Genomic DNA, 21,353 nt, shown 5'->3' with positions numbered 1-21,353 from the left:
ATAATTCTCAAATATCAGATTAGCTTGAATTAGTTGACTGGTACGATATTTCCTTCTTCATCTTTGGTTACGAGAACATACTTACCGTCTACCTCGATGTAAAAGTTCTTGCTTGCAGTTTGCCCATTATTTTGAATAGGGGCTTGAGTTTGGGCTTGTTGGTTGAGTTGACCACCAAGTGTTTGTCCTAGGTTCATTCCCATAATCATGTTCATACCATTACCATTGCCTTCATTGTTAGCAGCAGCGATGAGAGCTTCATTACGAGCACGACGTTCTTCAATCTCAATCGTATTGTACTTCATGGCGACAAGCTCGCTATCAAGCTTACGGACAATATCTAAGCTTTCTTGATCATAGCTTAAATCTTCAAGTAGGATGTTAGTTGTTTCAATCCCATAAAGTCCAGCCCATACCTTATTAACTTCTTGTTTAGCTAGCTCATTGAAAGTATCTTGATTGGCATTAAGGCTATAGATATCTACCTTGTTTTCATTGGTAAATTTAGCAATTGCAATGGCAATCTTTGGTGCGATATTTTGTCGGAGTGTTCCTTGAGCTACATTTTGTAATGTAAAGGCTTTATGGTCTTCAATTTGTTGACTGATGGAGCTAACATAGAATAGGACTGGATCAGCAACTTTGATATCAAACAAACCGTAGAAGCGGATGTTGAGCAGTTGTTGATAACGTTCACTGAAATATTCTACAGCATTCTGTGTACCGAATTTATTTCCGGCAACGGGTTGCATACGAATAAAGATGATTTCTTGTTGGGTAATGACTTGACCACCAAAAGAGAAGCGGTTTTTGAAGTTTTCCCAAGTACCCTTTATACCACCTTTTTCAAGGAGCCAGGCATTATCTCCTGAACGCCATTCGTGGCTACCAGCTTCTAAGACATCTCCAAGGAAGGTACCGTTGTTCACTAGAATAGCGACATAGCCTTGAGGAACAATAACGACACTACCATCTGTTAGTAGTCCAGTGTTTTGATTGCTTTGTCTAGATTTGCCATCTGGATCTTTTGAAAGAAGTTGGCCTTTAATGGCCAAAGCATCGGCTGTTAGGTTATTTGGAAGTACGATAGCTTCTTTAAATTTGCTGTCGTTGAAACTATTAAGCCCTGAAGATAGAGCGGCACGAATAAATCCCATAAATTCCTCCTAATTATAAAGTTCGTCTTCATCCACAACATCGTAGGTATCGAGTACCCATTGATTTGGACTACGTGTGAGCTCAGCTCCGCAATATTCACATTGGCTAATAGCTGAGATTTTCAATGGTGCACCACAGTTTGGACAGTGGTCGCTAACAGCTTCATCTTGAACATTGTTTTCGGTTTGGCTACCATGTTTGCGGATGAAGTTCATTTGATAGACTGTAAACAAGTCCTCTTGAGGATCACCTTCGATGACACGTTTGCTTTGGTCTTCAATGACATAGTCTCTGAGTGTAGATGACAAGATAACAACAAGGGTATCGTTACCATCTGGATTTTCGTAGAAATCTTTAATGCGGATATTTTCAACATAGACTTTTTCTAAAACATTAGTTGTTTTTGCCCGAATATGATCTTCGAGTTGAGTACTATGTTGGGAATAGAGACTAGTACTTTCGAGAGAGCGGACCAAATTCCAATCCTTTTTAGTCCAGGCTGCCTGCAACTGAATATAGACTTCTTTAACCCATGAAGCGAAGGCATCAGCATCAAAGTTTGGATCACCATATTTGAGACGACTAACGGCTAGTGTGTTGTGTTCTACTCGACGATGGCTAGGTGGATTATACCCAGTTGAACTACCGTAAGACTTGCCAGAAGATGAATTCTGGTCTCTTAGATATTTGATGAACATGTAGAGTAAGAAACCTCCAACACCAAACATGATAAGCATGTTCATACCAGTACCTAAAGAACCACCTGAACTAGAGGAGCTACTTCCAGAGCGATAGCTACTTTTATAAGAGGAGCTGCGACTTGAGCTACTGCGGCTGCTACTTCTTGAACTGCTTCGGCTAGAGCTACCACTTCGCGAATGGCCAACGCCAGCATCAATTGAGTTAAATGGTGTGAAGAAGAACAACAATAAACAAGTGGCGAGAAGAGTATATAACTTTTTCATATGTCTCCTAACTATGTGAGTACAAAAATAGTTTTTGCTAAATTTTATGTCTATAAAGAGTTTTGGAGTTTTATAGTTTTATTTTCAATAAACCACCCTATAATCCAACCAAATACGAGTATATAATTCTCGATAGCACCAATCGCATTAACAGGAGAATGATATTCAATAAAATTTAACAAATGATTTGTTCCTATTCCTATACCACCAATGATGAGGGCAAGAAGGGCAATTCTCAGGTAAAACCAATCGTACTTAATATTAACGGCAAGAATAATAATTAAGACAGCTAGATTCCAAATTCCAATTTCTCTTTGCCATCCTGCAGAAATACCGTAACCAGAATGCTCTCCCATATATGATGGGAGAAAGATTTGTAGAATAGAAGCACCCAACATGGCGACAATAACTAAAATAAATAGTACTCGTAAAAATTTGTTCATTTATTCTCCTTATTCTATTTTTTAGTAGAAAAGGCTATTAACGAAAGTATATTTACTCATTCTCTTTCAACTTAGCCAATTCTTGGGCAAGTAGTTTAAGGGCTACTTGTGGGTTGGCTTGACCCTTGGTTGCTTTCATGAGGAATCCTGTGAAGGCCTTGTCGGCGTTACGTTTTCCTGACTTGAAGTCGGCAACAGCGGCTTCGTTATCCGCAAAGACTTGATGAATAATTGGAATCAAAACATCAGGATCTGAGATTTGAACTAAACCAGCTTTTTCCACGTATTCACGCGCTCCACCGCCATTTTTAGCTAGATGGACAAAGACTTTTTTGGCAATCTTAGAAGAGATAGTACCGTCTTCGATGATGGCAATCATTTCTACCAAGTTTTCTGGTGTCAATTCGATTTGTTCCAGTGTCTTGCCTTCCGCGTTCAAGAATTGAGCGACTTCACCTTGGAGCCAGTTAGAAACTTGTTTAGCATCACCACCGAGGGCGACAGCTTTTTCAAAGAAATCAGAAGTGACTTTGTTTGCAGTCAACTGGCTAGCATCGTAGTCTGATAGACCAAGTTGAGATACGTAGCGAGCACGGCGTTCTTTTGGAAACTCTGGCAATTCAGTACGCATTTCCTCAATCCACTCATCTGAGATTTCAAAGAGTGGTAGGTCTGGTTCTGGGAAGTAGCGGTAGTCTGCAGCACCTTCCTTGACACGCATGAGGATAGTTGCCTTGTTAGCTTCGTCGTAACGGCGTGTTTCTTGGCGGATTTGACCACCTGAACGAAGGATTTCAGCCTGACGTTGCACTTCGTATTCAAGACCCTTACGCACGTTTGAGAAGGAGTTTAGGTTTTTCAACTCAGTTTTGGTACCGAATTTCTCTTGACCATAAGGACGAAGGGAGATGTTGGCATCTACACGCATAGAACCTTCTTCCATCTTAACGTCAGAGATACCAGCGTATTGGATCACTTCCTTGAGGGCTGTTAGATAAGCGTAGGCTTCTTCTGGTGAGCGCATGTCGGCTTCAGATACAATCTCAATCAATGGCACGCCTTGACGATTAAGGTCGACATAAGAGAAACCATCTGTACCGTGGGTGTTCTTACCAGCGTCTTCCTCTAGGTGAGCACGTTCAATACCAATTTTCTTAGTTGTACCATCTTCTAACTCCACTTCAATCCAGCCGTTGTATCCGATTGGCTCATCAAATTGAGAAATTTGATAGGCTTTAGGATTATCAGGATAGAAGTAGTTTTTGCGATCAAAGTGCATCTTCTTGTGGATGTCCATGTTGAGGGCAAGAGCTGCCTTGATACCAGCGTCGACAACACCCTTATTGAGAACTGGCAGTACGCCAGGGAAAGACCAGTCAATCACGTTAGTATTGGCATTTTGGTCATTTCCGAAGTGGGCAGAAGTAGGTGAGAAGATTTTGGAATTGGTGTTAAGCTCTACGTGGACTTCAAGTCCAATGACTGTTTCAAAGTTCATTAGTTATCACCTCCAAAAATCACGGGTTGTTGCTTGTGGTAGTCTGTTGTTGCTTCAAAAGCAGCAGCAGCTTGGTAGATAGTCTCTTCTGAGTATTTAGGGCCAATCAATTGGAGCCCGACAGGTAGACCTTGGGCAAATCCTGCAGGAATTGAAATTCCTGGAAGTCCAGCCAAGTTGACTGGGATAGTCAAGAGGTCAGCCAAGTACATGGCAACTGGATCGTGGTTGAGTGAATCCAAGTCAAAGGCCACGCTTGGAGCTGTTGGACCAAGGATGAGATCGTAATCTGCAAAGACTTTTTCAAAATCTTTGATGATGAGGGTACGAACTTGACCAGCCTTCTTGTAGTAGGCATCGTAATAACCTGATGAAAGGCTGAAAGTTCCAAGCATGATACGACGTTTCACTTCATCACCAAATCCTTGGCTGCGAGTATTAACGTAAATCTCGTCCAAGTTTTTAGCATCTTCAGCACGGAAACCATAGCGGATACCGTCAAAACGTTGTAAGTTTGATGAAGCTTCTGATGAAGCGATGATGTAGTAGACTGCCACACCGTATTTAGAGTGAGGAAGGCTCACTTCTTCAACGATAGCACCAAGTTTTTCAAAGTGTTTAGCAGCGTTCAGAATGGTTTCCTTAACTTCTGGGTCAATCCCTTCGCCAAGGTATTCCTTAGGCAAAGCAATTTTCATGCCCTTAATGTCTTGACCGATTTTTGAAGTAAAGTCAGCAATGCGGATTGGAGCAGAAGTAGAGTCTTTGGCATCTTGACTGGCAATAGCATTGAGCAAGAGCGCATTTTCTTTAACGGTTGGTGCGAAAGGTCCAATCTGGTCTAATGAACTACCAAAGGCAATCAGACCGAAACGTGAAACTGTTCCGTAGGTTGGTTTGAGACCAACAATCCCGTTGAAGGCAGCTGGTTGGCGGATGGATCCACCTGTATCAGAACCAAGAGACAAACGGACTTGTCCTGAAGCTACAGAAGCTGCGGAACCACTAGATGATCCACCGGGAACCTTGCTGTGGTCCCAAGCATTTTTAGTTGCACCGTAGTAAGATGTTTCACCAGAACCACCCATGGCAAACTCGTCCATGTTGGTTTTTCCGACAACAATCATGCCCTTAGATTTTGCATTGGCAACAGCTGTCGCATCAAAGATTGGCTCATAGTTATAAAGCATTTTTGAGGCAGCAGTTGTGAGGATGCCGTCTGTAGAGATGTTATCCTTAACTGCTAGCGGAATTCCTGAAAGGACATTGTCAGCGTCAATTCCAGTTTCGTCAATAGCTTTGGCTTGAGCAAGAGCTTGCTCTTCAGCGATAGTGACAAAGGCATTGATAGCCTCTTCACGCGCCTTGATATCTTCAAGCGTTGCTTGCGTTAGTTCGGTTGCAGAAATCTCCTTAGATACAAGGAGGTTGTGCAACTCTTCAATCGTTTTATTGTTAAAAGTCATTAGGCATCTCCTCCATCGTCCAGGATAGCTGGCACCTTGATATAGTAATTGTCTTTTTCAGGTACATTTTTAAATAAGCGATCACGGTCAGTTCCTTCTTCGGCTACGTCTGGGCGAAGAACGGTCTTGCGATCTGCCATGGTAGTCGTTGGTTCAACACCAGTAGTGTCGACTTCGCCGAGCAATTCGACCATATCAACAATCTTAGACAAGGTTGTCGCAAACTCAGCAGTTTCTTCTTCTGAGAATTTTAATTTTGAAAGATTGGCAACGTGTGTTACCTCTTCTTGCGTAATTTTCATCTGATATCCTTTCGTGAAATGATGATTATTTATCTGTTCTATTTTACCATATTTTCCTATAAATAAGGTAAGTCAAGTTGAAAAGAAGTAGAAATTGAAAAAAGGATTTTAATTCGATATAATGGTTGAAAATAGAAGCAAGAATAGCATTGGTTTTTAGTCGGCAAACAAGATGGAGACATTTACCGACTCGAATAAGTTAAGGAGAACATATGACAATTTGGGATTTACTTTTTACCAGTAAAAAAACAGTCCCTCCAGACTTGGGGACATGGTACATTTTGTTACCGACTTCTTTACTAGTCATAGCTGCTCTATCAATTCGCTATGCCTCCTCTAAACCTTATCGAGATTTTTGGTATTGGGGTCAATTGATTCAATTACTGATTATCAACGCTTGGTATATTGCTGCACGCCTGCCCCTATCTGAGGCTCTCCCTTTTTACCATAGTCGCATGGCTATGTGGATGATTCTTTTTGCCCCTAATAAGACCTTTTTCAAACAATACTTTGCCTTGGTTGGAGTATTTGGTTCTATTATGGCTTTAGTTTATCCAGTTTTTTATCCGTTTCCTTTCCCTCATGTTTCCTCGGTCAACAATGTTTTCGGACACTGGGCCCTCTTGGCTAACTGCTTGATTTATCTTATTAGATATTATAAAGTTGAAAAAGGGGATGCTTGGAAAATATGTCAGATGACCTTTGGTGTCAATGCAATTATCTTTCTAGCCAACCTCTTGACAGGAGGGAATTATGGCTTTTTGAGTAATCCCCCTGTGATTGGGGATCATGGCGCCTTGGTTAATTATTTGATAGTAACTAGTTTGATGACAGGGATTCTCGTCCTCATCAATCAATTTGTTAAATATAAACTGAAGAATCGTCAGCTAATAAATTAAGGAGATCTTATGCATCATTTTATTACAAGAACCCAAACCACACCACCGCCTATTCCGATTTTTTGGTACGGTATCATGATAGGCCTTCTTGCCTTGTCTATTTATGGATCTCTTACTTACTACAAAAATCCCAAATTTGTTCGATTGTTTAAGTGGGTTCAAATAGCGCAACTGCTAGCTCTTTACACTTGGTATATTGGCTTTAGCATTCCATTTTCAAATAGTCTACCTTTATACCATTGCCGCTTGGCCATGTTTGCAGTAGTTTTCTTGCCAGATAAATGGAAAACAAAGCAGTATTTTGCCCTTATGGGAGCTAGTGGAGCAGTATTTGCCTTGGGTTATCCGGTTTTTGATCCTTATGATTTCCCACATATTACCAGTTTTTCATTCCTGATTGGACATTATGCTCTCCTGGTCAATTCCCTGGTCTATCTCATGAATCATTATGATAAAACCCTGCTTAAAAAGTATCGAATCATCGCCTACACTTTTATTCTCAATCTATTTCTAGTAGGGGTAAATCAAGTGACAGGTGGAAATTACGGACTCTTGAATACCACGCCTTTTATTCCAGATGCTCCTATTTGGATAAAATATCTGTTGGTTTCAATCATTCTTTCTTCAGCCTTAGTACTCTTTGATATCTTGTTTAAGAAACGCTGGCAAAAGAAAATGGCACTAGAATCAACTCTTTCATGATTTAGATTGTAAGCTAAAAGAAGATATAGAATTTGAGTCGACCAATCACAAAACACAAATTGCAACATCCATTATTTAAAAGCAAGTCTATTATAGAGACCTGCTTTTTCTTGTGTAGGCGATTGAAAAACTCCCTAAAATCCGATATAATGGAGTGTTGAAAGGAATTTTAGGGTCCAATGTAACAAAGAGCGATTAGAAATTCAAATAATTCAAAAAAAGTAAAAAGAAAGAGAAGTTATGAGTATTCAAGAAGAAATCAAAAAACGTCGTACCTTTGCCATCATCTCCCACCCGGACGCTGGTAAAACGACTATCACTGAGCAATTGCTTTACTTTGGGGGAGAGATTCGTGAGGCAGGTACTGTAAAAGGGAAGAAGACAGGAAACTTTGCTAAGTCTGACTGGATGGATATCGAGAAACAACGTGGGATTTCGGTAACCTCATCTGTCATGCAGTTTGACTACGATGGCAAACGTGTCAATATCCTAGATACACCAGGGCACGAGGACTTCTCAGAAGATACTTACCGTACCTTGATGGCGGTGGATGCGGCTGTCATGGTTGTGGACTCTGCCAAGGGTATCGAGGCCCAGACCAAGAAATTGTTTGAGGTTGTCAAACATCGTGGTATTCCAGTCTTCACTTTTATGAACAAGCTTGACCGTGATGGCCGTGAGCCACTAGACCTCTTGCAAGAATTGGAAGAAGTCTTGGGCATCGCTAGCTATCCGATGAACTGGCCGATTGGGATGGGGAAAGCTTTTGAGGGACTCTATGACCTTTACAATAAACGCTTGGAACTTTACAAAGGGGATGAACGCTTTGCTAGTCTGGAAGATGGGGACAAGCTATTTGCTAGCAACCCATTCTACGAGCAAGTCAAGGATGATATCGAACTCTTGCAAGAAGCTGGAAATGAATTCTCAGAAGAAGCCATCCTTGCGGGTGAATTAACTCCAGTATTCTTCGGTTCAGCTCTTACTAACTTTGGAGTACAGACCTTCCTTGAAACCTTCCTCAAGTTTGCTCCAGAACCACATGGTCACAAGAAAACAGATGGCGAAATTGTGGATCCTTACGACAAGGATTTCTCAGGCTTTGTCTTTAAAATCCAAGCCAACATGGACCCTCGTCACCGTGACCGTATTGCCTTTGTCCGTATTGTCTCTGGTGAATTTGAGCGTGGTATGAGTGTTAATCTCCCTCGTACTGGTAAGGGAGCTAAGCTGTCAAATGTTACTCAGTTTATGGCAGAAAGTCGTGAGAATGTCACTAATGCCGTAGCAGGAGATATTATCGGAGTTTACGATACTGGTACTTATCAGGTGGGAGATACTTTGACAGTTGGGAAAAACAAATTTGAATTTGAACCACTGCCAACCTTTACCCCTGAAATTTTCATGAAAGTTTCTGCTAAGAACGTTATGAAGCAAAAATCCTTCCACAAGGGAATAGAGCAATTGGTTCAAGAAGGAGCTATTCAGCTTTATACCAACTACCAAACGGGTGAATACATGCTTGGGGCAGTTGGTCAATTGCAGTTTGAAGTTTTCAAACATCGCATGGAAAATGAGTACAATGCAGAAGTCGTTATGAGCCCAATGGGTAAAAAGACCGTTCGCTGGATCAAACCAGAAGACTTAGATGAACGCATGTCATCGAGCCGTAATATCTTAGCAAAAGACCGTTTTGACCAACCTGTCTTCCTCTTTGAAAACGACTTTGCCCTCCGCTGGTTTGCGGACAAGTATCCAGACGTTGAGCTAGAGGAGAAGATGTAACTCAGTACCAACAATTGGAACTAAAGTTCCTAATTGTTGGACGCTAGCCGCTATTTTGCGGTCTAGCTAACTGCCTTACTAACTGCGTTTGGCAAATAAAATCGATTTGCCAAACTCCGTGTCGTAGTTCAGTAAATTTATGTGGTTGTATAACAATCTAAGTAACTAACGCCAAGTTTTTATGGACTTGGCTAGGCGCTCCACTAGTAAAACTTTACGTCGTAAGGATTAGATAGTGTATTACCTACCTGCCTTACTAACTCATCGGCGAAAAATAATCGTTTTCGACTCTTCGTGTCGTAATGCTCTGTGTCGTAATCTAACAATTGGTAACCGTTAAGGCGATTTGCCTAAACGCTTCATTAGGAAAAGTCCACGAACGGTATCGATTCGTGGGCTTTACCGTCGTAACAGTTAGAAAGTAGTCTAGCTGCCTGCTATTGCCATACTAATTGTGTGTTGTAGCGGAAAATGAGTACCTTAGGTGGTCACTTACCTTAAATCTATTGTAAAAAAGCCAAGAAGATATTTTTCTTGGCTTTTCTTGTAGCTTGCTATTCAAAATTTCCCTAAAACTCCGCCCCAATGTGGGACGGAGTTTAGGAGGTCTTTTAGGTCGCTAATCGGTAAACAGCTTCAGCATAGATATCCATAGCATGATAGAGATCATCTAAGATAGCATATTCATTTGCTTGGTGTTCTGTTTGTTCTCTTCCTGGGAAGAGGGCGCCAAAAGCGACACAGTTTGGCATGGTACGTGCAAAGGTTGCACCGCCAGATGATAGAGCGGGACTCTTGTCACCAGTTTTTTCTTCATAAACCTGCATGAGTGTAGTGACGAGCAGGCTATCTCTTGCAACGTAAAGTGGTGCCAAGTAGTCAAATTCTTGGTAGCTAAGTTGGTAAGCTTTTGCACACTTTATCAGCTGATGAACAAGGGCATCCTTGTCTGCAAGGACTGGGATTCGGATATCAATTCGAATCTCAGAACTTTCGGGAGTAATGGTTAAGGCGGCCACATTAAAGGATAAATGTCCAGAAGGCTGGTCGCTGATATCACCAAAGATTCCTTTTCCTTGACCATCTTGACCAACTTCTTTGGCAAGAAATGTAAGTGCAGGATGGGATTGAATGGAATCAAGCACGGTGGCTAATCGAATGACTGCATTAATCCCTTGGCTAGCATCCTTAGCATGCTTAGATACTCCTAGAACAGTAAGGTTCTGGTCATTTTGTTGATAATCGTAACCAGCAGATATTAGCCCTTCTTGGATCTGTTCCATAAGCGGTCCTTGATAAGTTGCCTTATCAGGAACGACATTAAAGGCTCCACCTACCTCTAAGACGAGTTGTTCTGATCCAGGTCCATGAAGTTTGACCTGAAGGAGTCCTTTTTCTGCATAGGTTAATGGGAATGAGGAGTCAGGAGCAAATCCCATGCTGGCTTGCTCTTCAATGGCATTATATCTTGCCATACAACGCCAAAGGGTTTCTTCATCAGTACCAAATATGAAACGAACCCGTTTTTTGAATTGAATTCCTTGGTCAAGCAAGCTTTTGACTGCGTAAAGGGCTGCAAGAGAAGGTCCTTTATCATCCTGAGAACCCCGACCATAAATCCGACCATCTCTGATACTAGCTTCAAATGGAGGAGTTTCCCAGTCTGTCAAATCACCTGCAGGAACGACATCTAGGTGGCAGAGGATGGCAAGGAGATCCCCCTCACCAACTTCTGCATACCCATAATATCCTTGAGGATCAAGATAGGTTTTAAAACCAAGTTCTTGACACAAGTCCAGAGTTTTTTTCAGGACATCTTGAATTGCTTGACCAAAGGGAGTGCCATTTTCACCTTCATTGAGAACAGAAGGATAAGAGATGATTGTTTTCAAACTTTGAAGAAAATCCTCTTTGATTGATTCTGTAATATAGGATTTCATCCGTATCTCCCTTTGTTTCTATAAGAATGGCACTAAGGTACCTAAGATAAGAAGTAGAATACTTGCAACGACAATGACGATGACGAGTTTTCCAACAAATTTCCACCAAGTTCCAAGGCTGACACGACCAAGAGCAAGAGCACCCATAACAATACCTGAAGTAGGAGTTACAAGGTTAAGGACACCAGATGCAGATTGGTAGGCAGTGACGATAAGGCTTGCTTTAACATTGACGAACTCTCCAAGAGGAGCCATGATACCCATAGTTGCACTAGCAAGACCAGATGAAGAAGGAATGAGGAAGGACATAGGTAGGTAGAAGATATAGGTCAATACGATGAAGATTTGAGGAGAAAGACCTTGAAGGCCAACTTCACCCCAGTGTAGGATGGTTGCAGTAATCATACCATCGTTCATGATAACTTGGATACCACGAGCAACCGCACAAATCAAGGCTACTGAAAGCAAATCTGCAGCACCAGTTAGGAAGGTTGAGACAATCTTGCTTTCTTTGAGACCATAGACAACACCGATCAAAATCCCCATAACGGCAAAGAGCATAGCGCCTTCTGGGAAGTACCAGCTACCAAATGGTAGAGCATCTGAACCGATAACTCCTCCAATTACAGGAAGGCCGATTAACCAATTCTTGAAGTCTTCAAATACAGTAACATGCAAATCAACCCAAGGGATGAAACTTGCAATCATAATGATAAAGGTTAATACAAATAAAGCGAGGACATGTTTTTGTTTCTTGCTCAAGGTAGATGGTGCATCATCGTTATCTGAAACATTAAAGTGTTTGATATCTTCTTCGCGTTGAGCGTAAACGAGTGATTTAGTAGGATCTTTTTGAATCTTTTCTGCATAACGATAGACAAAGTAAGTGCTGATACCTGTCATTACGAACCAGAAGATAACACGGAGAATAACCCCATCCATAGAAGAAATTCCCGCAGTATCAGAGGCGATAACAGTAGCAAATGGATTCAATGTAGATGCCAAACAACCAACTTGAGAACCTAGTAAGATGATGGCTACGGCAGTGATACTGTCAAAACCAACTGCCATCATTACAGGAATAAGAAGGGGATAGAAGGCCATGGTTTCTTCTCCCATACCATAGGTAGTTCCTCCAAGTGCGAAGAGGGGCATGAGGATGAGAATCAACATTTTTTCGCGACCCTTGTATTTTTTAACGATGGAGGCAATCCCTACATCGAGTGTACCAGTAGCGTTTACGACACCAAGGAAACCTCCGACCATAAGGATAAAGAAGGCAACGTCGATAGCTGCGCTGGTTGGTTTGTGACCGAGCATGGCACGAATTGGTGCCATAAGGATATCGTAAATCCCTTGAGGATTTGAGTCAACAGTTTGATAGGTACCTGCGATGAGGTTACCTGCTTCATTGGTATCATACTTACCTGCTGGAATGATCCAGGTTAAAAATGCCATAATGGCAATGATGATAATCAAAACAGTGTATGATGAGGGCATTTGAAACCTTTTTTTATTTTCACTCATTTGTTTTTCCTCCTAAACTATGTCACACAGTATAAAAACGAATGATGTGGCAAGAGTGCTGACTAAACTTTCTTGAAAGGTATGACTAAACTATTATTCTTTCACAATGATTGTTCCACTTTCAGATTCAATCAAGGCTCCTAGATTGATAAGAGAAGTGATAACTGCTTTTCCTGCTGGACGATTGGTCACAAAATCAATGGCAGCTTGGATTTTTGGCAGCATACTACCAGGAGCAAATTGCCCCTCTTGGATGTATTCTTGGAGTTGGCTTACAGTTACCCGTTCCAATTTTTCCTGATTTGGTTTGTTATAGTTGATATAGGCATAATCGACACCAGTTAAAATGATGAAGAGATCTGCTTCGACTAGCTCTGCCAAGCATTGCGATGCAAAGTCCTTATCGATGACAGCTTCCACTCCCGAAAAGTAACCGTTTTCATTTTTGGCGATAGGAATACCTCCACCGCCTGCTGCGATGACAATTTGTCCCTTATCTAAGAGTGCGCGTATACTGTCGATTTCTTTGATGTAAATGGGTTTTGGAGAAGCCACTACCTTACGCCAACCACGACCTGCATCTTCTTTAAAGTTAGCCCCAGTTTTTTCGCTTTCCGCTTTAGCCTCTTCTTCTGAGTAGAATGGACCGATTGGTTTGGTTGGATTGAGAAAGGCAGGGTCATCCTTGTCTACGACAACCTGTGTGACAACAGAAACGACAGTTTTATCAAGATGAATATCCTGTAAAGCATTTTCTAGAGCATTCTGGAGCCAAAAACCGATGCTACCCTCTGTCATAGCAACAAGTGAATCTAGAGGAAAGGCGGGATTTTTTTCGGAATTCGCTGCTAGGTGTTGGAGGAGTAGGTTACCAACTTGCGGTCCATTGCCATGGGTGATAATCAATTCATCGCCATTTTGGATGAGTTTCACCAGATGACGTGCTGTTTCTGCCAGAGCAGCTTCTTGAGCTTGAGCAGATGGATCTGTGGACAGAATGGCATTTCCTCCAAGAGCGACAACGATTTTACGATGAGACATGAGCGCTCCTTTCTTTTGGATGAACAAAAACCAATTTTGGTTAAAAGCTTGGATTTGGAAGTTGAGAAGAAAGACTCTGTAGGGACGAGTTGAGTTGGAATTTCGAAATGCGGATAACTGGAAGGCAGTTACTTGTTATGAGGTTTTTGCTTGAATGGTGACTATTGGGGAATTTCAACTCAGAGCTCGTAACTTCTACAAAAAGGGACTGGACTAAAACACTAGTCTCAGCCCCTAAGCTGTTTGTTATAGTTGGCATCACACTTTAGGAATATAGAGATTTCCTAGTGTAGCGGCCATAACGGCTTTAATGGTGTGCATACGATTTTCTGCTTGATCAAATTGACGAGCATACTTGCTATGGAAGACCTCATCAGTTACTTCCATTTCTTTTACGCCAAATTTCTCAGCTACTTGTCTGCCATAGATAGTGTTCGTATCATGAAAGGCTGGTAAACAGTGGAGGAAGATTAAGTTTTCATTGCCTGCTTTCTTAACAAGATCCATATTGACTTGGTAAGGTTTTAGCAAAGCGACGCGTTCTGCAAACTTATCTTCTTCGCCCATAGATACCCAAACATCAGTGTAAAGGACATCAGCCCCTTTTACAGCTTCATCAGCATCTTCTGTGATGAGAATGTGAGCCCCACTTTCTTTGGCATATTCCTCAGCCAGTGCAACAACTGCTTGATCTGGGAAGAGTTCTTTTGGTGAAAAGACATGAACGTTCACACCAAGGATCGCTCCTGTTACTAGAAGGCTATTGGCAACATTATTACGACCGTCACCACAGTAAACCAAAGTCAAACCTTCAAGATGTCCGAAATTTTCTAGTACTGTCAAATAGTCTGCAAGCATTTGAGTTGGGTGCCATTTATCCGTCAAGCCATTCCAAACAGGAACACCAGAGAATTCTGCTAATTCTTCAACCATATCTTGACTAAAACCACGGAATTCAATACCATCAAACATACGTCCTAAAACTTTTGCGGTATCTTCAGTAGTTTCTTTTTTACCTAGTTGAATATCGTTTGCCCCCAGGTATTCTGGATGTGCACCAAGATCGATTGCAGCAGTTGTAAAGGCTGCGCGTGTACGGGTAGAAGTTTTTTCGAATAAAAGAGCAATATTTTTACCAGCTAGATAGCGGTGTTCGATGTTTCGTTTTTTAAGATCCTTCAAGTGAGCTGAAAGTCCAATCAAATATTCGAGCTCTGCACGGGTAAAATCTTTTTCAGCTAGAAAACTTCTTCCTTGAAATACTGAATGTATCATTCTATATATCCTTTTCTAACAAGTATTATTCTGCTAACAGATGCTAGGCAGAAATAGGAAGAATCTAAATGTCTTCGCGTTCAAACGGCATTGACATACAACGAGGTCCACCACGTCCACGTACCAATTCCCGTCCGCGAATCTTAATGAGACGAAGTCCATATTCTTCAAGTTTCTTATTGGTCACAGTGTTGCGTTCATAAACGACTACGACACCTGGTGCAATAGCGAGTGTGTTAGAGCCATCATTCCATTGTTCACGAGCAGCTGCAACAATATTACCATCACCACAAGGAATGAGTGTAACTTTTTCTAAACCAAGGTTTTGAGCAAGGAGCTCTGCCAAATCTCCTTTTTCTTCAACAATCTTGAGTTCTTCATTTTCGTAAGTGACAGAATAGACGTGAAGATTGCCTTGGATTTCTGGGTGGATTGTAAATTTATCATAGTCTACCATGGTGAAGACAGTATCCAAGTGCATGAACTTACGGCTGTTTGAAAATTCAAAAGCCAAAACTTTCTTGAAGCCAACATTCTTTTTGAAGATATTAACCAAAAGTTTTTCGATAGAAGCGGCATCGGTCCGTTGAGAGATTCCAACTGCTAGGACATCTTTTGAAAGAACAAGTTCATCTCCACCTTCAATCCGAGTAGTTTCTTCACGGTTATAGATGAGCTCTACCTTACCACCATAGATTGGGTGATGCTTGAAGATATACTTACCATAAAGTGTTTCGCGATTGCGTGTATCGGCGTACATGTGATTGAGTGATACTGCATTCCCGATAGTCGCAAATGGGTCGCGGGTGAAGTAAAGGTTTGGCATTGGATCGATGGCAAACGGATAGTCAGATTCAACCAAGTCAGTTAATCCTTTGCCTTCTTCAGGGATGTCAGGCAATTCAACTTTTTGAACACCTGCCATTGTTTTCTTGATCAGTTCAAGATTGTCGTCAATATCATGAAGCAGTTTTCGGATGGCATTTTTAGTTTGTCGACCACGAATATTTGCTTCATTGAGATATTCTTCTATGAACTGGTCACGTATTTCAGGAGAAGTTAATGATTCAGCAGCCAATTGTTCAAGATAGAGCACTTCGATTCCCTCGTCACGGAGTGCTTGAGCAAAGGCGTCGTGTTCACTTTGGGCATCTGCTAAAAATGGGATGTCATCAAAGAGCAACCTCTCAAGGTGATCTGGCATCAAGTTTTCTAATTCTTGACCCGGACGGTGCAACATAACTTTTTTCAGTTTTCCAATTTCTGAGAAAACATGAATTGGATGTGAAGACATGTGTTTCCTCCTTTTTTCTCGTGTGTACCAAACTATATTGGTATCGCTTACAAGTTAATAGTATCACAAATTAATATGCATTACAAGGGATATGATAAGGCCAAAAAGGCTTGAAAATGGCTATTTTATAGGATTTCTTACATTTTTTTATAAGAATATTCACAAATATACATGTTAAGTTAACTTATATTTATATTCTATAAAATTTATGCATAAAAATATTTTTAAAATTTTTTAAAAAAATATTGAGATTGTAGAAAAAGGTGGATTTTCTGAGGTGAAAAGTTTCTTGAAACAAAAAAAATCCCTTAGACTGGAACGAAACATTCTAGTCTAAGGAAATGGATAGTTGGGTATTAGATACCGAAATTTTTCATAAAAATTGTAAAGAGTGCCAGTAAGATGAAGCTGATACTATTAAGTAGCATATGGACCGAGATAGACATTTCCAAACGTCTAGTACGATAAGCAGTCCAAGTGAGGACAGTAGACATCCAACCATAAATCAAGAAGGAAGGGAGATTAGAAGGCGTATGTGCAAGGAGGAAGATTAGCCAACCAATAATATATCCAAACTTTTCATAGCCTTGGAAGAGTTTGGTAGGAATAATCCCGCGACAGATGATTTCTTCACAAATAGGTGCGATTAAAACGATGAGGAAGAAACTGCTAATCAGAGAACTTTCAGAAATAAGGTTGTTAATTACTTGTTGATTAGAAGTTGTTGTTTGCTTCATGAGTTGTAACCAGATTCCACCTACAAGATTTCCAACATAAATAGCTAGGTAGCTAAAGACAATTCGAGGAACATCGTTAACGGTAAAAAGTTTAGATTTTAAATCCAGCAACTTGCTCTTATGGGCTCCGTATAAAAAGATAGCAAGTACAAGAATCGAAATAAGGGACACAAGAATTGTTGACCAAATTGGATTAAACTGAATTTTAGTTAGTATAGCTAGAGTTAGCATAGGAGTTTGAGAAAGAAAGATAGCTACTAACAAAATCCCAAACCAAGCGAGTCGCTTACGAAAATCTTTAAAAAAGTTCATTGATGTATCTCCTAAAAAATTTTTATTAATTATAACATAATTATTGCAAGGATTCTATTTGTTACCATAAGAGGAGAGTACAGACGACGAATAGAATATCCCGAATCAAATGACTGTAGAATGATACCTCCTGTCTCAAATTTTTGGGGAATAAAAAACTGAGAAATAAAGCACCAAGACCAATATAAAAAGCAATCGATAAAATGGTGATTGGATTACGTAGGAAGATTAAAATGGAAATGATGATGACGGAAAATCTCACTTCCTTGCTACTGGAATTTTTTTGTAACCTTCTCCATTTTTTCAAGGGGAGAAAGGTGACGAGATCAACTCCAAAGAGAAAAAAGAAGGAAGGGAGGATGAGTTCCACGGCTTCTTTTTGAAGTAAGTTGACAGTAACGATAGTCTCTGATAGAACCAGCCCAACTCCACAGAGATTGACCACAATCATCATACTATAAAATAAAAAGATAAAGCGACTCCTGTCAATCAGTCTATCTCTTTTCAGGTTGTGACTAGATAAATAATGCATAAAGGCACAAGACCCAGATAATCCCAATAAAGCCAGTAGAAAATAAAAACAGGATTGTTTGAGGGCCAGAGAGGTTCCAGACCAAAAGATACAACTACAAAGTGCCAGTTGGATTAAGGCAAAGAACAAAAGTAGTCGAATTGATTTTATGACTTTTTCCATAAAGTATCCCCTATATTTTTTTCTTATTATAGCTAAAAGATAGGTGAGAAAAGTCCTTAAATTCCCAATTGTCGATTTTTAGAGCTGTCTTGTCTTTTGAAACTAAAAAATCCCCCTTCAAGGGTTCCTTGAAGAGAGGAGATAGGTGTTCTAACGTTTAGACCAAGTGCGCTTCATAAAGAGTAGTATGATTGGATAGATTTCAAGACGTCCTGCAATCATTGCAAAAGATAGTAGAAGTTTTGAAAATGGACTAAAAATTGAGAAACTTGCAGTTGTTCCTAAAATAGGACCGATATTGTTAAAACAACTGAAAACAGCACTCGTAACAACCATTAAATTATTGGTATCTAAACTGACGATGAAAATCAAACTGAGTAGAATCATGATGTAAACCACAAAGTACTTCAGAATCTTGTGCTGAGTATCCTTATCAATAACCGTTTGATTAACCTGAAGGGTTAACACACGGTGAGGTGATATGGTAGACAAGACTTGATTTTTAGCAATTTTAGATAGGATGACTCCGCGAATAACCTTGAGACCACCTGCAGTGGAGCCAGCAGAACCACCGATTGCCATCAGCATTAGCAAGATGTATTGAGAAAACAAAGGCCAGTTCGTGATATCCCCATATCCAAAACCGGTAGTGGTAATGATGTTAGATACTTGGAAGAAGGCCATCTCAAAGCTTTGTGAAACTCCGCTGTAGAGGTGGAGTGTGTTAAGCGTGATTAAGCCAGTTGATATGGCTACAATCAAGAGATAGGCTCGGAGTTCTTCATCAAAAAAGAATTCCTTGATACGACGGAGCATGAGGTAGTAGTAGAGGTTGAAATTGACACCAAACATCAAAACCCCGATACTTGTCAGATAGGTAATGAGAGAACTGTGATAGTGGGCAATTCCATCATTATAAACAGTAAAGCCACCTGTACCAGCAGTACCCATAGCGATGACAAAACTATCGTAAAGTGGCATCCCAGCAAGGTAATAGATAACCACAAAGAGGGCAAACATAGCCAGGTAGAGGATATAAAGGATTTGAGCTGTATTTTTTAGTTTAGATACAACCTTACCAAATACTGGTCCAGGAACCTCTGCCTTCATAACCTCTAAGTGACTGTTTTTTGCATTGTCCATGATAGCTAGGGCAAAAACCAGCACCCCCATCCCTCCGATAAGGTGAGTAAAACTCCTCCAAAATAGAAGGGAACGGCTTAAGACAGAAACATCATTTAAAATAGTTGCTCCCGTTGTTGTGAAGCCAGAACTAATCTCAAAGAAGGCGTCTATCATATTGGGAATTTGTCCTGAAAAGACAAAGGGAAGGGCACCAAAGAATGACCAGAGAATCCAACAGAGAGCCACAATTAAGACCCCTTCTTTTGCATAGATTCGCTGTTTTTTAGGCTTACTGATAATTCCCAGAAGACCTAGAACAACAAGGATTCCGATGGTAGAGAAAAGAGCTGTAAAAACTTGACTCGATTCTCGATAATAAAGAGCAATGCTAACTGGAACTAAGAGTAGACCAGCCTCGATCAAGAGTAGCTTTGCAAGAAGAAATCGTACCATACTTCTATTCATAGCTTACCTCTCTAACAGATCATAGATCTTGGTGATATTTGATAGTAGTGTGATGACAACTAACTTATCACCGACTTGAAGGCTATCTTCACCTGTGGGGAAGATTGTTTTTCCATTGCGGATAATAGCAGCAATTAAAATATCTTTTTTGAGTTTCAATTGAGATAAAGGTTTACCAGTCATCTTGTTAGCTTCCTTGATAAGGAATTGAAGAGTTTCAACCTGTCCATTTGCTAGGTGGTGCATCGCTTGAAGATCTGAATATTGAGCATTGGCACGACCATGGATAAAGTGCATAATCGTATCAACAGCGATAGTTTTTGGTGTGATGATACTAGAAAACTCAGGTGCATGGATAATCTCTAGGAGACTAGTTCGATTGACCTTAGTGATGTTTTTCTGAACACCAACACTATCCAAGAACATAGATGTAATAATGTTTTCTTCGTCAACTCCAGTAAGGGTTGCGACAGCATCGTAGTGTTGTGCACTTTCTTCCAGGAGAATATCTTTTGCAGTCCCATCCCCTTGTACAATGTAGAGTTTTGGATATTTTTGACTGAAAAATGCTGCGCGATCTGGATTGAGTTCAATGACCTTGGTATCAATACGGCTATCTTTCAAAATACCAACAAGGTAGTAGGCGATTTTGCCGGCACCGATAATGAGTAAGCTCTTAACGACACGAGATTTGACATAGTTATGAAAAAGCATCATATCGATACGATGACCTGTTACAAAGATACGGTCTTTATCTTCTAAAATAAGGTCGCCACTAGGGATCATCAGTTTATGATCGCGCTCAATAGCACAAACAATCACATTGCCAAACTTTTTCCGGAAGTCTGCGATAGACATCTGACAGATATTGCTATCCTTACGGACAACAAATTCCATCAAACTAACCAAACCACCTACAAAACGCTCAACAGAAAGAGCGTTTGGGAAGTCGATGATGTTAGCAATAGCACGAGCCGCTAGGAGTTCTGGATTGACAATGAGAGAGAATCCGAGAATATTTTTTTCTTTGAAATAGGGGTTGGAATACTCAGGATTGCGGACACGGACGATGGTTTCTTTAGCCCCCATCTTTTTAGCTAAGACAGCAGAGACCATATTGACCTCGTCATATTGAGTCATAGCGATGAAAATATCGCAGTCTTGAACATTGGCAGCTTCTAGCATGGCAAAGTCAGCCCCATTACCTGCAATTCCAATAATATCAAAACGGCTTGTCATGTAATTAAGAACGGTTTCGTTCTGTTCAATTAAGACAACATCATGATTGTCAGCGACAAGTGAACGACAAAGGGCAGAACCAACTTTCCCCCCTCCGACAAGAATAATCTTCATGTTATATAACCTACTTTTTCAATATATATCTATCATACTCTTTTTTAGAATAAAATGCACTCGGCAACCGACTCTTTTCATTATTAGGGTGGGAAATTGTCCTATTGATAATCTTCCTTATTAAAAATTTAAGATATAAATCAGCTATTTTCGTCTAATTCTAATGAATACAGAAACATTTTTAACTAATGTAAATATGTTTGTAAAAAAATTGAAAAAATCAAGTCATTTCTATTGACAATCAAGCTGAAAGTGATATACTAAAACAGTAGTTTCGCTGATTTACTTCAAACCTGTTGTGAGGTAAGTTAACGATGCCTTAACCACGCTGTTTGCTGAGCTTGACTCCGGGCAGTGTGGCTATTTTTTTGC

At 40.4% G+C, this 21,353-nt stretch carries 17 protein-coding genes; 3 read left to right on the top strand and 14 right to left on the bottom strand.

Annotated elements, in window-relative coordinates; translation table 11 throughout:
- Window positions 1-29: 29 nt before the first annotated feature.
- Genes E7C97_RS01635 through gatC form a run of 6 tightly spaced genes read right to left on the bottom strand, consistent with a single transcriptional unit; the run spans window position 30 to window position 5,832 of the window.
- Window positions 30-1,157, bottom strand: coding sequence for an SPFH domain-containing protein (locus tag E7C97_RS01635; RefSeq protein WP_316107881.1), 1,128 nt, complete (start codon window positions 1,155-1,157; stop codon window positions 30-32).
- Window positions 1,158-1,166: 9 nt separating this feature from the next.
- Window positions 1,167-2,123: a zinc-ribbon domain-containing transport protein gene (locus E7C97_RS01630; RefSeq protein WP_316107879.1), complete on the bottom strand. Its 957-nt coding sequence runs from the start codon at window positions 2,121-2,123 to the stop codon at window positions 1,167-1,169.
- A gap of 50 nt (window positions 2,124-2,173) precedes the next feature.
- Window positions 2,174-2,566 carry a hypothetical protein gene (locus E7C97_RS01625; protein ID WP_045763692.1) on the bottom strand — a complete coding sequence of 131 codons (393 nt, stop codon included), beginning with the start codon at window positions 2,564-2,566 and terminating at the stop codon, window positions 2,174-2,176.
- Window positions 2,567-2,618: 52 nt separating this feature from the next.
- Window positions 2,619-4,064: an Asp-tRNA(Asn)/Glu-tRNA(Gln) amidotransferase subunit GatB gene (gene gatB, locus E7C97_RS01620; protein WP_316107876.1), complete on the bottom strand. Its 1,446-nt coding sequence runs from the start codon at window positions 4,062-4,064 to the stop codon at window positions 2,619-2,621.
- Complete coding sequence (gene gatA, locus E7C97_RS01615; RefSeq protein ID WP_316107874.1) at window positions 4,064-5,530, bottom strand: Asp-tRNA(Asn)/Glu-tRNA(Gln) amidotransferase subunit GatA; 1,467 nt, start codon at window positions 5,528-5,530, stop codon at window positions 4,064-4,066. The genes gatB and gatA overlap by 1 nt, the downstream gene beginning before the upstream one ends.
- Window positions 5,530-5,832 (bottom strand): Asp-tRNA(Asn)/Glu-tRNA(Gln) amidotransferase subunit GatC, encoded by a 303-nt coding sequence (gene gatC / locus E7C97_RS01610; RefSeq protein ID WP_004251926.1) that lies wholly within the window; start codon window positions 5,830-5,832, stop codon window positions 5,530-5,532. Before gatC ends, gatA begins: the two co-directional genes overlap by 1 nt.
- A gap of 212 nt (window positions 5,833-6,044) precedes the next feature.
- Here gatC and E7C97_RS01605 point away from each other — a divergent pair, with 212 nt between their 5' ends.
- The 3 genes from E7C97_RS01605 to E7C97_RS01595 all read left to right on the top strand — a co-directional run bounded on the left by E7C97_RS01605 (window position 6,045) and on the right by E7C97_RS01595 (window position 9,218).
- Window positions 6,045-6,731, top strand: a complete 687-nt coding sequence (locus E7C97_RS01605; RefSeq protein WP_316107872.1) for a TIGR02206 family membrane protein — start codon at window positions 6,045-6,047, stop codon at window positions 6,729-6,731.
- A 9-nt stretch (window positions 6,732-6,740) separates the two neighbouring features.
- On the top strand, window positions 6,741-7,433 hold the full coding sequence (locus E7C97_RS01600) for a TIGR02206 family membrane protein (RefSeq protein WP_316107871.1): 693 nt from the start codon (window positions 6,741-6,743) through the stop codon (window positions 7,431-7,433).
- A gap of 240 nt (window positions 7,434-7,673) precedes the next feature.
- Window positions 7,674-9,218, top strand: a complete 1,545-nt coding sequence (locus E7C97_RS01595) for a peptide chain release factor 3 (RefSeq protein ID WP_316107869.1) — start codon at window positions 7,674-7,676, stop codon at window positions 9,216-9,218.
- A gap of 611 nt (window positions 9,219-9,829) precedes the next feature.
- On the opposite strand, the gene E7C97_RS01590 is transcribed toward E7C97_RS01595, so the two are convergent.
- The 8 genes from E7C97_RS01590 to trkA form a co-directional block, all read right to left on the bottom strand.
- Window positions 9,830-11,158: a dipeptidase gene (locus E7C97_RS01590; protein WP_316107867.1), complete on the bottom strand. Its 1,329-nt coding sequence runs from the start codon at window positions 11,156-11,158 to the stop codon at window positions 9,830-9,832.
- Window positions 11,159-11,176: 18 nt separating this feature from the next.
- Window positions 11,177-12,685 (bottom strand): YfcC family protein, encoded by a 1,509-nt coding sequence (locus E7C97_RS01585; RefSeq protein ID WP_045763699.1) that lies wholly within the window; start codon window positions 12,683-12,685, stop codon window positions 11,177-11,179.
- Window positions 12,686-12,778: 93 nt separating this feature from the next.
- Window positions 12,779-13,726 carry a carbamate kinase gene (gene arcC, locus E7C97_RS01580; RefSeq protein WP_045763700.1) on the bottom strand — a complete coding sequence of 316 codons (948 nt, stop codon included), beginning with the start codon at window positions 13,724-13,726 and terminating at the stop codon, window positions 12,779-12,781.
- Window positions 13,727-13,984: 258 nt separating this feature from the next.
- On the bottom strand, window positions 13,985-14,998 hold the full coding sequence (gene argF / locus E7C97_RS01575) for an ornithine carbamoyltransferase (protein ID WP_198921496.1): 1,014 nt from the start codon (window positions 14,996-14,998) through the stop codon (window positions 13,985-13,987).
- 67 nt (window positions 14,999-15,065) lie between these two features.
- On the bottom strand, window positions 15,066-16,295 hold the full coding sequence (gene arcA, locus E7C97_RS01570; protein WP_301559751.1) for an arginine deiminase: 1,230 nt from the start codon (window positions 16,293-16,295) through the stop codon (window positions 15,066-15,068).
- Window positions 16,296-16,651: 356 nt separating this feature from the next.
- Window positions 16,652-17,344, bottom strand: a complete 693-nt coding sequence (locus E7C97_RS01565; RefSeq protein WP_049527337.1) for a CPBP family intramembrane glutamic endopeptidase — start codon at window positions 17,342-17,344, stop codon at window positions 16,652-16,654.
- Window positions 17,345-18,188: 844 nt separating this feature from the next.
- Complete coding sequence (locus E7C97_RS01560) at window positions 18,189-19,628, bottom strand: TrkH family potassium uptake protein (RefSeq protein WP_045763704.1); 1,440 nt, start codon at window positions 19,626-19,628, stop codon at window positions 18,189-18,191.
- Between the two features lie 3 nt (window positions 19,629-19,631).
- On the bottom strand, window positions 19,632-20,981 hold the full coding sequence (gene trkA / locus E7C97_RS01555) for a Trk system potassium transporter TrkA (protein WP_316107860.1): 1,350 nt from the start codon (window positions 20,979-20,981) through the stop codon (window positions 19,632-19,634).
- Window positions 20,982-21,353: the final 372 nt, after the last annotated feature.

This window comes from Streptococcus sp. (genome assembly GCF_032481935.1).
GTDB lineage: Bacteria > Bacillota > Bacilli > Lactobacillales > Streptococcaceae > Streptococcus.
The sequence above is the reverse complement of the archived record's forward strand: the minus strand, read 5'-3'. Positions and strand labels throughout refer to the sequence as shown.

Excerpts from the sequence above, each read along its gene's own strand:
- E7C97_RS01635 (WP_316107881.1), bottom strand. The coding sequence starts at position 1,157 with ATGGGATTTATTCGTGCCGCTCTATCTTCAGGGCTTAATAGTTTCAAC.
- E7C97_RS01630 (WP_316107879.1), bottom strand. The coding sequence starts at position 2,123 with ATGAAAAAGTTATATACTCTTCTCGCCACTTGTTTATTGTTGTTCTTC.
- E7C97_RS01625 (WP_045763692.1), bottom strand. The coding sequence starts at position 2,566 with ATGAACAAATTTTTACGAGTACTATTTATTTTAGTTATTGTCGCCATG.
- gatB (WP_316107876.1), bottom strand. The coding sequence starts at position 4,064 with ATGAACTTTGAAACAGTCATTGGACTTGAAGTCCACGTAGAGCTTAAC.
- gatA (WP_316107874.1), bottom strand. The coding sequence starts at position 5,530 with ATGACTTTTAACAATAAAACGATTGAAGAGTTGCACAACCTCCTTGTA.
- gatC (WP_004251926.1), bottom strand. The coding sequence starts at position 5,832 with ATGAAAATTACGCAAGAAGAGGTAACACACGTTGCCAATCTTTCAAAA.
- E7C97_RS01605 (WP_316107872.1), top strand. The coding sequence starts at position 6,045 with ATGACAATTTGGGATTTACTTTTTACCAGTAAAAAAACAGTCCCTCCA.
- E7C97_RS01600 (WP_316107871.1), top strand. The coding sequence starts at position 6,741 with ATGCATCATTTTATTACAAGAACCCAAACCACACCACCGCCTATTCCG.
- E7C97_RS01595 (WP_316107869.1), top strand. The coding sequence starts at position 7,674 with ATGAGTATTCAAGAAGAAATCAAAAAACGTCGTACCTTTGCCATCATC.
- E7C97_RS01590 (WP_316107867.1), bottom strand. The coding sequence starts at position 11,158 with ATGAAATCCTATATTACAGAATCAATCAAAGAGGATTTTCTTCAAAGT.
- E7C97_RS01585 (WP_045763699.1), bottom strand. The coding sequence starts at position 12,685 with ATGAGTGAAAATAAAAAAAGGTTTCAAATGCCCTCATCATACACTGTT.
- arcC (WP_045763700.1), bottom strand. The coding sequence starts at position 13,726 with ATGTCTCATCGTAAAATCGTTGTCGCTCTTGGAGGAAATGCCATTCTG.
- arcA (WP_301559751.1), bottom strand. The coding sequence starts at position 16,295 with ATGTCTTCACATCCAATTCATGTTTTCTCAGAAATTGGAAAACTGAAA.
- E7C97_RS01565 (WP_049527337.1), bottom strand. The coding sequence starts at position 17,344 with ATGAACTTTTTTAAAGATTTTCGTAAGCGACTCGCTTGGTTTGGGATT.
- E7C97_RS01560 (WP_045763704.1), bottom strand. The coding sequence starts at position 19,628 with ATGAATAGAAGTATGGTACGATTTCTTCTTGCAAAGCTACTCTTGATC.
- trkA (WP_316107860.1), bottom strand. The coding sequence starts at position 20,981 with ATGAAGATTATTCTTGTCGGAGGGGGGAAAGTTGGTTCTGCCCTTTGT.